This window comes from Ferruginibacter sp. SUN106 (assembly GCF_050611765.1).
Lineage (GTDB): Bacteria > Bacteroidota > Bacteroidia > Chitinophagales > Chitinophagaceae > Ferruginibacter.
Window position 1 is genome coordinate 1,163,459 of sequence record NZ_JBODJC010000002.1, and the last position, 12,572, is coordinate 1,176,030.

General features: G+C 36.7%; 10 protein-coding genes. 5 read left to right on the forward strand and 5 right to left on the reverse strand.

Annotation, left to right across the window (positions count from 1 at the left end):
* Nucleotides 1-25: 25 nt before the first annotated feature.
* A complete protein-coding gene (locus tag ACQ334_RS10850) occupies nucleotides 26-1,759 on the reverse strand; it encodes an N-acetylmuramoyl-L-alanine amidase (RefSeq protein WP_430988229.1) in 1,734 nt (577 codons plus the stop codon).
* 152 nt (nucleotides 1,760-1,911) lie between these two features.
* Here ACQ334_RS10850 and ACQ334_RS10855 point away from each other — a divergent pair, with 152 nt between their 5' ends.
* A complete protein-coding gene (locus tag ACQ334_RS10855) occupies nucleotides 1,912-2,559 on the forward strand; it encodes a hypothetical protein (protein WP_430988230.1) in 648 nt (215 codons plus the stop codon).
* A gap of 59 nt (nucleotides 2,560-2,618) precedes the next feature.
* Here the strand turns inward: ACQ334_RS10855 and ACQ334_RS10860 are convergent, their stop codons facing one another.
* Together ACQ334_RS10860 and ACQ334_RS10865 are read right to left on the reverse strand one after the other, a co-directional pair.
* The gene (locus tag ACQ334_RS10860; protein WP_430988231.1) at nucleotides 2,619-4,412 is read right to left on the reverse strand and encodes an acyl-CoA dehydrogenase family protein; all 1,794 of its coding nucleotides are present in this window, start codon (nucleotides 4,410-4,412) and stop codon (nucleotides 2,619-2,621) included.
* Between the two features lie 159 nt (nucleotides 4,413-4,571).
* On the reverse strand, nucleotides 4,572-5,012 hold the full coding sequence (locus ACQ334_RS10865; RefSeq protein ID WP_430988232.1) for a MarR family winged helix-turn-helix transcriptional regulator: 441 nt from the start codon (nucleotides 5,010-5,012) through the stop codon (nucleotides 4,572-4,574).
* Nucleotides 5,013-5,141: 129 nt separating this feature from the next.
* Here ACQ334_RS10865 and ACQ334_RS10870 point away from each other — a divergent pair, with 129 nt between their 5' ends.
* From ACQ334_RS10870 to ACQ334_RS10885, 4 genes are all read left to right on the forward strand, one after another.
* Nucleotides 5,142-6,794 carry a MutS-related protein gene (locus tag ACQ334_RS10870; RefSeq protein WP_430988233.1) on the forward strand — a complete coding sequence of 551 codons (1,653 nt, stop codon included), beginning with the start codon at nucleotides 5,142-5,144 and terminating at the stop codon, nucleotides 6,792-6,794.
* Between the two features lie 9 nt (nucleotides 6,795-6,803).
* Nucleotides 6,804-8,009, forward strand: a complete 1,206-nt coding sequence (locus ACQ334_RS10875) for a glycosyltransferase (protein ID WP_430988234.1) — start codon at nucleotides 6,804-6,806, stop codon at nucleotides 8,007-8,009.
* Nucleotides 8,010-8,015: 6 nt separating this feature from the next.
* Nucleotides 8,016-9,509, forward strand: coding sequence for a malate:quinone oxidoreductase (locus ACQ334_RS10880; protein ID WP_430988235.1), 1,494 nt, complete (start codon nucleotides 8,016-8,018; stop codon nucleotides 9,507-9,509).
* An 83-nt stretch (nucleotides 9,510-9,592) separates the two neighbouring features.
* Nucleotides 9,593-10,705, forward strand: a complete 1,113-nt coding sequence (locus ACQ334_RS10885; RefSeq protein WP_430988236.1) for an ABC transporter permease — start codon at nucleotides 9,593-9,595, stop codon at nucleotides 10,703-10,705.
* Nucleotides 10,706-10,714: 9 nt separating this feature from the next.
* On the opposite strand, the gene ACQ334_RS10890 is transcribed toward ACQ334_RS10885, so the two are convergent.
* The gene (locus tag ACQ334_RS10890) at nucleotides 10,715-11,188 is read right to left on the reverse strand and encodes an Lrp/AsnC ligand binding domain-containing protein (RefSeq protein ID WP_430988237.1); all 474 of its coding nucleotides are present in this window, start codon (nucleotides 11,186-11,188) and stop codon (nucleotides 10,715-10,717) included.
* A 1,041-nt stretch (nucleotides 11,189-12,229) separates the two neighbouring features.
* Nucleotides 12,230-12,553, reverse strand: coding sequence for a hypothetical protein (locus ACQ334_RS10895; RefSeq protein WP_430988238.1), 324 nt, complete (start codon nucleotides 12,551-12,553; stop codon nucleotides 12,230-12,232).
* Between the last annotated feature and the right edge of the window lie 19 nt (nucleotides 12,554-12,572).

A 12,572-nucleotide genomic window follows, 5' to 3' on the forward strand; every position in this document is an offset into this window, starting at 1 on the left:
GTTACAAACAAAACTGTTACAAATATTACTGCCTCTCTTTTTTACAGCTCTCTAAAAAATCTTTTATCCCTGAAATTATTTTATCAGCAATCTGTTGTTGAAAATTGTCATCTAAAATTTTCATTTCATCTTCGGGGTTACTGATGAATAATGTTTCTACCAAAGCATTTGGATATTCAATGGGGCTGTTGAGCATAAAATTAAAACTACCGGTATTACCATATTCTTTCAATCCTAATTCCAGCATGCGTTTGTAAATATCATGACTTAAGTCTCTGAAACCAATATAGCGATAGTAAGTGCTGGTGCCACTTATTCTTATCGGGTCTGCAGAAGAATTTAAATGAATACTGATTAAAAGATCGGGAGTACTATCCCGGTAAAATAAAATGCGGTCTTTATTATCAACAAACTTTTCTTTGGTTCTTGTCATAATAACTTTAGCGCCTTGTTGCTCTAAACTTTTCTGCAGTTTTAATGATACCGCTAAAGCCAATGCTTTTTCTGATGAGCCTGTTGGCCCGCCTGCGCCGGTATTGCTGCCACCGTGGCCGGCATCAACGGCAATGGTTAAATGATCCAATGATAGGTTTTCGGGCTGGCGTTTTATTTTTACCACCAGCATATTGCCTTTGTAATACACCTGGTGGCCCCAATGCTGCGGATGTTTCAGCTCAATAGTGATCCTGAAAATTTCATCTTCTGTTTGTTCATAATAAACATTTTTTATTTCTTTTACATTTTCCAGTTGTGTTATCCAGTTGGTATTATTGGTGGCACCAAAAACATCCACCACAATTTTTGATGGATCAACTAATTGAAAAGACTGATAAGGTAATCTTGCAAACAATCCTACAGTTACATAATCAAATAATGAATCGCCGTAGGTTCTTAAATTTCCGGTAAGGGATTCCGGCGTAAAATTTCCTTTGGGCAAAAATTGTACGGCATCATCATCAATAAATGCGGTACGGTATTTTGATAATTGTACTTTGTATTTAGTGCCCACTTTTCCCACTACATTCAATAGTACAAGCGAATCTACATAACCAATTTTGGCACCACCCAATCTATCTTCTCCCAAACCAAACAGCAAATGTGCCAGCCTTCCTTTTGTTACAGCAATCATCGGGTTATAGGGAGAAAACATAGATACAGTATTGCTGGTTTCTTTAGTAATTGTGTTGCCCGTTTTATCTGTAATGGTAACAGGAAGTTTACTCACTAAAAAACTATCGCCTGCCTTTACCACATATTCACCCTGGTAAATTCCCGGCATTGCATTCGGTACTTCGTACAAGGGAATATTTTTTCCTGCAACAACCGTACAACCTGTTAATGCTTTTACTTTAAATTTTATTTTATCGCCTGGTTGCAGCATTAAGTTGCCTTCGGGAAAAGTTTCGATACTTGCAATATTTAATGTTTTAACCGTATCGGGTGGTGCAGGCAAAGAATAGTTATACAATATTTTTTTATTAACCGATTGACCGGGTGTTGCAAATGCAATCATGTTAAAAGCGGTATCGCCTGTTTTTAAATTTAGTTCGTAAGCAAATGCACCGGTGGGATATACTTTTACAGCTGTTCCATTTACTGTAAGATTGCAGGTTTTACAAGTACTGCCAATTAAAAAATTACGGGATACTTTTACGTTGTTATTCTCCTTCAGCGGCTCTACCAGTTTAATAAATGGTTTATCCTGCGCTGCTACCTTGGTTACTAAAAAGATGGAAACCAGAAGAAATAATTTTTGCATATTTTTTATTATTAAATCCAAAGCTAAAAGTATTACAATTTAAAGTAGCAGTATTTAATTTAAAAGTTACTGCTATGCTAAAATTAGTGTGTTGTAACCAAAATTATTTTTTTTGATAAATACTGCCTGTTATCTTTATTAAAATACCTTTTATGAAAAAAACATTTATCGTACTGACTGCCCTTATTATTTTTATTACCGGTTGTGGTCCCACTATTTACAAAACTGCAGATTTTAGTGACAAAACCAGTTCACACAAAATTGTTGCTATATTACCCACAGACGTTAATATTCAACTAAGGCCAAATGAAATGAAGAAAACCACGCCGGAACAAATCAGCCAATCAGAAGAAAGTACAGGCAGAGATATACAGGATAAAATGTATTCCTGGTTTTTAAAAAGAAGTGATAAGTTTAAGTATACGGTTACATTCCAGGATATCAGTAAAACCAATGCGTTGCTAAGCCAGGCAAGTATATCTTACAATTCACTATCAACAAAAACCAAAGAGGAGCTTTGCCAGTTATTAGGTGTAGATGCAGTAATCTCTTCCCGTGCTGCTATGAAAAAACCCATGAGCGAGGGTGCAGCACTTGCAGTTGGTTTATTGATCGGCTCCTGGGGCAGCACCAACGATGTTCAGACTTCTATTAATATACATGAAGGAAAAAAGGGAGAGTTAATCTGGAAATACGATTATTATGCCACGGGCTCCGTGGGCAGCAGTACCGATAGATTGGTGAATGCTTTAATGAGAAATGCATCAAGAAAATTTCCTTATAACGCCAAGTCTAAGTAATTATTTATACAACAAGAGGCCTGTTAACAGGCCTCTTGTTGTATAAATTCAAAAATTAATTACCAGGGATATTTATTTTCTGCGATCATCTTATCTGCAATTCTTCTCCTGGCATCTTTACTATTAAATGGTTCGGTTTTAGTAAAACGTTTTAACCCTAACAACATCATGCGTTGTTCATCACCGGTAGCAAAAGCATTAATGGCCTCTTTACCAGCTTTGTTTACTTTGTCTACTGCATCGTTCAAATAACAGCGCATCAGGTCAGTTTGTAACTGCACTGCAGCTTCGCCTTGTTTGTCCTGCAGTTTCATTACACGCAATAAAGTGCTTTCTGCCTCAAAAGTTTCAATGGCCATATCTGCAATATTCATCAATATTTCCTGTTCATCACTTATTTTCATCATCAGTTTTTGTACTGCCGCACCTGCCACCATTAAAATAGCTTTCTTCATATTTACAATGGCTTTGCGTTCTTTTGCAAAAGCACTGTCATCATCATTGCCAAATTCAGGAATACTCATTAATTCTTTACTCACTGCCATTGCAGGCCCCATCAGGTCTAACTTACCTTTCATCGCTCTCTTCAGGATCATATCTACAGTAAGCAAACGGTTAATTTCGTTGGTACCTTCGTAAATGCGGTTGATACGACTATCCCTGTAACCACGACTGGCAGCATATTCATCGCTAAAACCATTACCGCCATGTATCTGCACCCCTTCATCCACTACATAATCCAACACCTCACTACCGTGTACTTTTAAGATGGCACATTCTACTGCATATTCTTCAGCAGCACCTAACAACGCTTCATTAAATGGCTTTCCAGCCGCAGCTAATTCCAATTCTTTATCATCCACCCATTTACTGGTGCGGTACAAAGCACTTTCACTTGCAAAAATGCGTATTGCCATTTCTGCCAACTTATATTTTATGGCGCCGAAGTTGGCGATCGGTGTTTTAAACTGCTCTCTTGTTTTGGCGTATTCAATTGAATTACCTGCCGACATTTTAGCAGCACCTACAGCTGCGGCACATAATTTTAAGCGTCCGATATTTAAAATATTAAAAGCTATGATGTGACCTTTACCCACTTCGCCCAGTAAATTTTCTACCGGCACTTTACAATCCTGGAAATACAATTGTACCGTTGATGAACCCTTAATACCCATCTTATGTTCTTCGGGGCCTTGTGTAAATCCTTCCATTCCTTTTTCTACAATAAATGTAGAAAATTTATCGCCGTCAATTTTTGCAAATACGGTATATACATCAGCAAAACCGCCGTTGGTGATCCAGCATTTTTGCCCGTTTAAAATATAATTTTTACCATCGGCAGATAGTACCGCTGTTGTTTTTGCTCCAAGTGCATCACTGCCACTATTGGGTTCCGTTAGTCCGTAAGCGCCTTTCCATTCGCCGCTGGCCAATTTAGGAATGTACTTTGCTTTTTGTGCTTCGGTACCAAAATACAAAATAGGTAATGTACCAATACCTGTGTGTGCAGCAATAGCCACACTAAAAGAATAGCCGCCACCTAAGCCTTCATTTACCAAGGTAGAAGTGATAAAATCTTTTCCTAATCCTCCTAATGCTTCAGGTACGCTGGCACCCAACAACCCCTGTTCGCCTGCTTTTACCATCAGTGATGGCATTAAGCCGGCTTCCATTTTATCAATCCTGTCAATAATGGGTATTACCTCTGTAGCTAAAAACTGAAGGCACATATCTTTCACCATCACTTGCTCTTCATTAAAATCTTCGGGAGTGAATGTATCAAAAGCATTGCTTTCTTTAATCAGCCATTCGCCGCCTTTAAATAATGTTTGGGTTGATGTTGTTGTATTCATAATTGAGATTTTTTTATTTTAGAATCAGTATTGAAAAGTTACGAGCTGGGTGAGTGACGGGTTATTTGATTGTTTGCGAAAAATTGAATCCTAATGAACAAACCAACAATCAAATAACACGTAACCTTTTAACCCGTAACTTTTTTTAACCCGTAACGCTTACTTAAGATTATCATACACCATCTGCAACACTTCCTTTGCAATTTCAACCTGCCCGTTTGTTACGCCTTCAAGCGCTTCGTTTAATGTGGTATTAGCAATCGCCATGCATTTTTCTTCCAGTTCTCTGCCTTCATCTGTTAAAACAATCATGTTTATACGCCTGTCTTCTTTAGAAGCATTACGCTTTACCAGTTTTATTTTTTCCAGGTTATCTACCAATCTTGTAATACTCGGCTTATCCCTGAACGTAGCATCGCACAACTGTTGCTGACTAAGGCCATCTTCTTTCCATAAATGATACAATACACTCCATTGTTCAATGGTGATCTCGATGTTGGCCTGCTTAAAATTCTTTTGCAGGCGCCTGCCTATTGCCGTGCTGGCCTTGCCGGTTATAAAGCTGTAAAGTTCTCCTTTTTTAAATTGGTTGTTTGGCATATAGTTGTTTATGCAACTAAACAAAGATAATGATTCATTTGAAAATTTAAAATTTATTTTTGTTACATATGTGTGCGGATCGCATTTTAGCCTTACAACCAATTGTACCAATACTATTTAAAGCAAATTATGCATAGCGCTATAGTCATTTACCTGCTTGCCGGCTTTTTTATCATCTGGGGTTTTTCATTTTTTGCCTACTTTTTAGCTAAAAAAAGGCAGAAAAAACGCTTACAGGCGCTACAGCAAGAATGGGGTAAACCAAACACGTTGGGCAGAAATTACGAATTGATAGAAAACTTTTCCTTACTTACCACTACAGCCTATTTCCACCAGTTAACAGCACAAACCATTACAGATATTGATTTGCACGACCTGTTTGCTTTTATCGACAGAACAACCAGCAAGCCGGGGCAACAATATTTATTTAATAAACTGATAAGGCCTACGGATAAGCCTGCTGATCTAAAATACTATAATGAACAGGTAGATTTTTTTTCTGCCAATGAAAAAAGCCGGGCAGAAGCACAATTGTTACTTTCTTCCCTCGGTCATCATGATGCTTACTATATAACCAATTTGTTAGATAATGAACTTCTGGAGAAACCAAAATGGTCGGTGTTATTTGTTGCAGATACTATTGTGGTGATACTGTTATTGTTACTTTCTATAAAATTCCCCGTTTTGCTGCTTTGGTTAATGTTTCCGCTAGCGGTAAATATTTTCCTGTATTTCAGGAATAAAAATACCACGGCCAATTTCAATAAATCATTTCCACAGCTTAACAACCTGATTAATATTGCCAGGCTATTTATAAAAAAAGATATTCCTTTTGAAAAAGTAAGTACACAAAAAAGCATTGATAACCTCAAAGGCTTTCAAAGAAAATTCAGGTTATTAAATTTTTCTCAGCCATCAAATGATGAGATCACACAGACCTTTTTATTTTTGCTGGAACTGCTTAAAGCTTTCTTTTTAATAGAGACACATAGTTTTTTTAGCTGCCTTGCAACAGTAAAAAACAAAAAAGAGGATATCAATACACTGATCAATTATATCGGTAGTATTGATGCTGCCATTTCCACCGCAGCATTACGTTCGGGTACTGTTAAATTCACCACACCACAATTTACAAATCATAAAAAAGAATTCAGTGCTGTAAACCTGTATCATCCATTAATAAAAGATTGTATAGCCAATTCTATTACTGTTACAGACAAAAGTATTTTAATAACCGGTTCCAATATGTCTGGTAAATCTACTTTTATAAGAACCATTGCCATCAACTCCATTTTAGCACAAACCATTTACACCTGCTTTGCTGATGCCTTTACAACACCCTTTGTAAAAGTATTTTCTTCTGTAAGAATTACTGATAGTTTACAGGAAGGTAAAAGTTATTATTTTGAAGAAGTGAATACCATTGGCAGTTTGATAAAAGCGGCTGACAGGCCTTTTCAAAATCTTTTTATCCTGGATGAAGTATTTAAAGGTACCAATACTATTGAAAGAGTAGCAGCAGCAAAAGCCATTTTATCTTACCTCAATAAAAATAACAACATCGTTTTTGTAAGCACTCACGATATTGAACTGGCAGACCTTTTAAAAACCGAATTCGACCTTTATCACTTCACCGAAGATATTGCCAATGAAAAGCTGGTATTCGACCACGAGTTAAAAGCGGGTGTTTTAAAAACAAGAAATGCTATTAAATTACTGGCCTTATCAAATTATCCTTCCCAAATAATTGAAGAAGCCAATACTATTGCAAATAAGAATTAATTTGCGCCTATGCAGGTAGTTTTTTTTATAGCATTTTTTTTTCTGCTGGTATATACTGTGCTCATTATTTATTACCGGCAAAGCTGGGTATCGATTTTTGATTTTAGATTTGTGATTTCGGATTTTAGGCCTGCTACTAAAATATCGGTAATTATTCCGGCACGTAACGAAGAGGGAAATATTGGTGTTTGCCTGCAATCCATTATTAACCAATCTTACCCGGCAGCATTATTTGAAGTAATAGTTGTTGACGATCATTCTACTGATAACACTGTAACAATTGTAAATGCTTTTAACCTGCCCAATATCAAACTGATTGCACTAAAAGATTTTGTTGCTGCGGGTGCAATTAATTCTTACAAAAAGAAGGCTATTGAAATGGCTATTCTGCAATCAACCGGCGATTTGATTGTTACCACAGATGCAGATTGTGTTGCGCCGGAAAACTGGTTACAAACCATTGCTGCATTTTACCAGGAGAAAAAGCCTGCATTTATTGTAATGCCGGTAGCAATTCGCCTTGCGGCGAATCGGAACAAGCCACAAGGTATGTTCTTACAAATCTTTCAGTCTTTAGATTTTATGACATTACAGGGGATTACAGGAGCATCGGTACACAAAAAAATGCACAGCATGTGTAATGGTGCCAACCTTGCCTATACCAAAAAAGCATTTTCCGATGTTAATGGTTTTGCAGGTATTGATACCATTGCCAGCGGCGATGATATGTTGTTGATGCATAAGATATATAAACAAGATCCGGCTGCTGTTTTATTTTTAAAATCGAAAGCGGCGATTGTGCAAACACTACCGGTGTTAACAATTAAAGAATTTTTTAACCAACGCATCCGCTGGGCAAGTAAAGCAGATAAGTACGATGACAAAAGAATATTTGCAGTGCTACTCATAGTGTATTTATTTAACCTGCTGCTTATTGTATTGCTGGTGATAGCATTATTCAACAATGCAGTTTTCTCCATTCGCATTTATCCTGTTACATTTACATCTTCCACTTTTGAAATTTGGTTGTTTTTACTGGTAACAAAAACGGCGGTGGAATTATTTTTTCTATCCCCTGTTGCAAAATTTTTTAATAACAGAAAACTGCTCTGGCTTTTTCCTTTAATGGAGCCCTTTCATATTGTATACACTGTTATTGCCGGATGGTTGGGTAAATTTGGAAATTATAACTGGAAAGGCAGAAACGTAAAATAATAAAAAATGATTTTAACTGGTAACACTAATCCGAAAATTGTTTTAATAGGTGCTGGTATAATGAGCGCTACACTGGCTGTATTTTTAAAAGAGCTGGTGCCGGATATTTCAATCACCATTTTTGAAAGGTTGAGTAAGCCTGCAGAAGAAAGTTCTGATGCATGGAACAACGCAGGCACCGGCCACTCAGCATTTTGCGAATTAAATTACAGTCCTGAAAAAGAAGACGGCAGTATCGATATTTCCAAAGCCATAAAAGTAGCGGCACAGTTTGAAATATCAAAACAGTTTTGGGCTTACTTAGTACAGCAGCAATACATAAATTCTCCAAAAGATTTTATTACTCATGTACCGCACTTAAGTTTTGTTTGGGGCGATAAAAATGTAGCGTATTTAAAAAAACGTTTTGAAACGATGTCTGCAAACGAGCTTTTTAAGAGCATGCAATTTTCTGAAGACAAAGAACAATTAAAAAGCTGGATGCCACTGGTTATGCAGGGAAGAAGTGCAACAGAAAAATGTGCGGCAACAAAAATGGATATTGGTACCGATGTAAATTTTGGTGCACTTACTGATGCAATGATGGCACATGTAGAAAACTTAGATGGCGTGAAAATTTATTGTAATCACGAAGTAAGAAACCTGGAAAAACAAGATGACGGTTCATGGGAGATAACTGTAAAAAATTTAGTTACATCTGATTCAATAGTAACAAAAGGCGATTTTGTTTTTATTGGTGCAGGTGGTGGGTCTTTACCGCTTTTACAAAAATCAGATATTGATGAAGCAGAAGGTTATGGTGGTTTTCCTATTAGTGGTCAATGGCTTAGATGTACTAATGAAAATATAATTCAGCAGCATGCAGTAAAAGTATATGGTAAGGCAAGTGTTGGTTCTCCGCCCATGAGTGTGCCACACCTGGATACGAGGATCATCAATGGTAAAAAAGAATTACTCTTTGGACCCTTTGCAGGTTTTAGTACAAAGTTTTTAAAGAACGGTTCTTATTTTGATCTGCCTAAAAGTATTGAGTGGCATAATATGTTTCCCATGCTGGCTGCCGGCTGGCATAATCTGCCGCTTACCAAATATTTAATTCACCAGGTAACACAATCACAAGAAGACCGCTTGAATGCCTTGAAAGAATATTACCCCGAAGCAAAAATGGAAGACTGGGAATTGGTAATTGCCGGGCAAAGGGTGCAGGTAATAAAAAAAGATGAGAAAGACGGTGGCGTACTGGAGTTTGGAACAGAGTTGGTTTGTGCTGCTGATGGTACCATTGCCGCTTTACTCGGTGCATCGCCTGGCGCATCAACTGCAGTGCCGGTGATGATCAATGTTTTAAAAAAATGTTTTCCCGCTAATTTTAATGCCGATGACTGGCAGGCTAAATTAAAAGAGATCGTTCCTACTTTAGAAAAACCCTGGGCAGAATATGAATTGCTTTGCCAGGAGATAAGGGAATGGACGAGTGATGTGTTAGAGCTGAATGCGTGAGTGGTGAGTCGTGAGTATGAGCAAGCTGGTTATAGTTTTGAGTTACCCCTTGCAGCTTGCCACTTGTAGCTTATTTTTACAATATGCAGCAATCATTTTCTTTTAAACAACAAACCTGGAAGCGGCTGAAAAAAAACAAAGGCGCTGTATTCGGATTGTTCATTATTACCATTGCGGTGCTGCTGGCAATATTTGGCTATTTAATTGCACCTGATAATTCTCCTAATGCCGATTTACAAACAGTGGAGATACAAGCGAAAAAAACCGGGTACACTCAGCAATTTTTAAAAATCCCGGAAAGAAAATATTTCGGTGGCAACTGGATAGACCGTCTTTTCAATGGAGAAAAAAATCACTATAAGTTAATCCCCATCAGCGGATATAAAATAAAAAACGATAGCCTGCTCATTAATAAATTTATTGATGAAGACACTTCAGTAATTCAATATTATTCTATCAATCAACTTACAGTAGATCATCCGGAAAACCTGGTTGCACAAAATATCATCACCAAAAAATACTGGCTGGGTACCGATAAATTCGGCAGGGATATTTTAAGCCGTTTGATTATTGGTACAAGGGTAAGTTTAGCGGTGGGTTTAATTGCAGTACTTATTTCATTAACACTCGGTATTATCCTTGGTGCGCTGGCCGGTTATTTTAAAGGCTGGGTAGATGAAATGGTGATGTGGCTGGTAAATGTTACCTGGAGCATTCCTACTTTACTTTTGGTATTTGCCATTACATTGGCAATGGGCAAAGGTTTTTGGCAGATCTTTATTGCTGTTGGGCTAACCATGTGGGTTAGTGTGGCACGTTTGGTACGTGGGCAGGTAATGGCGGTTAAAGAACTGGAATTTGTACAGGCAGCAAAAGCATTGGGTTTTACCAATTTCAGAATTATTGTAAAACATATTTTACCAAACATACTCGGCCCTATATTAGTTATTGCTGCCAGTAATTTTGCAACGGCAATTATTGTAGAAGCCGGATTGAGTTTTTTAGGTATTGGTGTACAGCCCCCACAACCCAGCTGGGGACTAATGATAAAAGAGAATTACAATTTTATCATCACCCACAATCCAATGCTGGCATTGATCCCTGGTTTTGCCATCATGCTGTTGGTATTGGCATTTAATTTATTGGGCAATGGTTTAAGAGATGCAGTGGATGTAAAAACACCTTCCGTCACTTAAAGAAGATTTTTATTCCGCCGGTGCCACCTGCACATTTCTGTTAAAGCCTTCTTCTAAAGAAATAAAAGTTTCCGTTCTTTCTATGCCTTTTATTTTCTGCAGTTCATCATGCAACACAAAACGAAGCTGGTTAATATCCTTGGTTACAATTTCTATAAACATGCTGTAGTTACCGGTAATATAATTCAATCTTACAATCTCCGGTATCTTCATCAGGTCCTTGGCAACACTATCGTACAAAGAACTTTTCTCCAAGTAAATACCTACGAATGCGGTAATATCATAGCCCAATTGTTTTAAATCTACATTCAACCTTGTACCTTTGACGATACCAAACTCCTGTAACTTCTTAATACGCACATGAATGGTACCGCCGCTCACAAAAAGCTTTTTACCCAAGTCGGCATAAGAGATTTCAGCGGTCTCCATCATCTCGTGAATGATCTGCAAATCGAGTTTATCCAGATTTAATTTTGCTGCCATTATAGATATTTTATTAGTATTAATTCAATCAATATTGCAAATATTTGAATAATTTCTATATTTTCAAAATTTTTATTGAATTATTTTTAAATTAGTTTTTATTTTTTACTTTTGTGTTATCAAACTTGCTTTCGGGCAGGTAAGTTCTATTGAAATTGTGGGGTGATGAAATTTTTGGCAGACATGCCCCCTTGTCTCGGGGGTGAGGATAACAGGATAAACGCAGCATAGAGCCGTGACAGTAGCAATACTGTTGCGACCGGGGTCGACCACCGAACTTTGTACTGCAGCTAACTGCCTCGTGGAGGTTCGATCCCTCCCCCTACAGCACAAAAAATAATCTAAGCGATTAAAAATTAATTGCTTAGATTATTTTTTGTTTAGAAAAGTTTTGTTACTAGTTTCACTATTTTTTAAAATAATGGTTTATTTCTTAATCATTATTACTTTTTGGCTACTGATATATTTTTCCCTTTCTACTGTTTCATAGAAAAACCCACTTTTGCTAATAACCTGAAAAGTTAAAGAAGTTATTACGGCCATTAAAGTATTTTAAGAGAATTTTGCAATAGTGCTTTTGATTTGCTCGAAATGTGTTTTGGCTATAATCCTAATTACCAGATTATTTGCAAATATAAAATGATTCCTTTCCCTCTTTATATTTAGCTTTCTTGACATAAATACTTGAGTGAAAAGTGTAATCTGTTTTTTCAGCAACTGAGATCCGGAGACATTTGATTATAATACTCTCATTTTCACCTTTTGAAAACAAATATTTCCATTCATTAATTGTTATAGCGAAAAACTGCAGGCAATATTTAGCGTAAGTAAGTTAAGTTGTTTGATTTGGCTGGGCTACAGTAATGTTACTGCTTCTTTTCCATGCATGAACCTTAGTCGAATACCAGAGGGGCCATCGTCGATGATGTTGATGTCTTGTGGATGTTAAAACAAATACCTATAACGACGATAATTACCGAAAGAAGAAAACTAACAACGCTATTAGTTGATCCTTTCCTTTTAATTCCTAATCTTATAGATTTAATTTTTAGCTTTAGCTGGAGGTATACTACAACATTTCTCAAAATACCATTTTTGCCATTTTTTATAATCTTTTTCTGTTGGATTTAATTGTCCAATATAATTTCCATCAGATTCAGAAGGAATTCTTGTTGTAACAGTTAAGAAATGAATAGCTGAAACACGTCTTAAAGAAGTATCAGAATTCTTATTTTTTAGGAATTGCTTTATAATACCTAACGATTCTTCCATTTTTAAGCACGTAACCGAATCTATTTTCTGAGCGATCGTTCTATTAAAAACTATTGTCAAAATAGATAATAGAAATAAAAATTTAAATTTCATAAATGTTTTTTTTACACAA

What these genes read in the sequence shown, in the direction of transcription:
- ACQ334_RS10850 (WP_430988229.1), bottom strand. Translation starts at nt 1,759, where the DNA reads ATGCAAAAATTATTTCTTCTGGTTTCCATCTTTTTAGTAACCAAGGTA.
- ACQ334_RS10855 (WP_430988230.1), top strand. Translation starts at nt 1,912, where the DNA reads ATGAAAAAAACATTTATCGTACTGACTGCCCTTATTATTTTTATTACC.
- ACQ334_RS10860 (WP_430988231.1), bottom strand. Translation starts at nt 4,412, where the DNA reads ATGAATACAACAACATCAACCCAAACATTATTTAAAGGCGGCGAATGG.
- ACQ334_RS10865 (WP_430988232.1), bottom strand. Translation starts at nt 5,012, where the DNA reads ATGCCAAACAACCAATTTAAAAAAGGAGAACTTTACAGCTTTATAACC.
- ACQ334_RS10870 (WP_430988233.1), top strand. Translation starts at nt 5,142, where the DNA reads ATGCATAGCGCTATAGTCATTTACCTGCTTGCCGGCTTTTTTATCATC.
- ACQ334_RS10875 (WP_430988234.1), top strand. Translation starts at nt 6,804, where the DNA reads ATGCAGGTAGTTTTTTTTATAGCATTTTTTTTTCTGCTGGTATATACT.
- ACQ334_RS10880 (WP_430988235.1), top strand. Translation starts at nt 8,016, where the DNA reads ATGATTTTAACTGGTAACACTAATCCGAAAATTGTTTTAATAGGTGCT.
- ACQ334_RS10885 (WP_430988236.1), top strand. Translation starts at nt 9,593, where the DNA reads ATGCAGCAATCATTTTCTTTTAAACAACAAACCTGGAAGCGGCTGAAA.
- ACQ334_RS10890 (WP_430988237.1), bottom strand. Translation starts at nt 11,188, where the DNA reads ATGGCAGCAAAATTAAATCTGGATAAACTCGATTTGCAGATCATTCAC.
- ACQ334_RS10895 (WP_430988238.1), bottom strand. Translation starts at nt 12,553, where the DNA reads ATGAAATTTAAATTTTTATTTCTATTATCTATTTTGACAATAGTTTTT.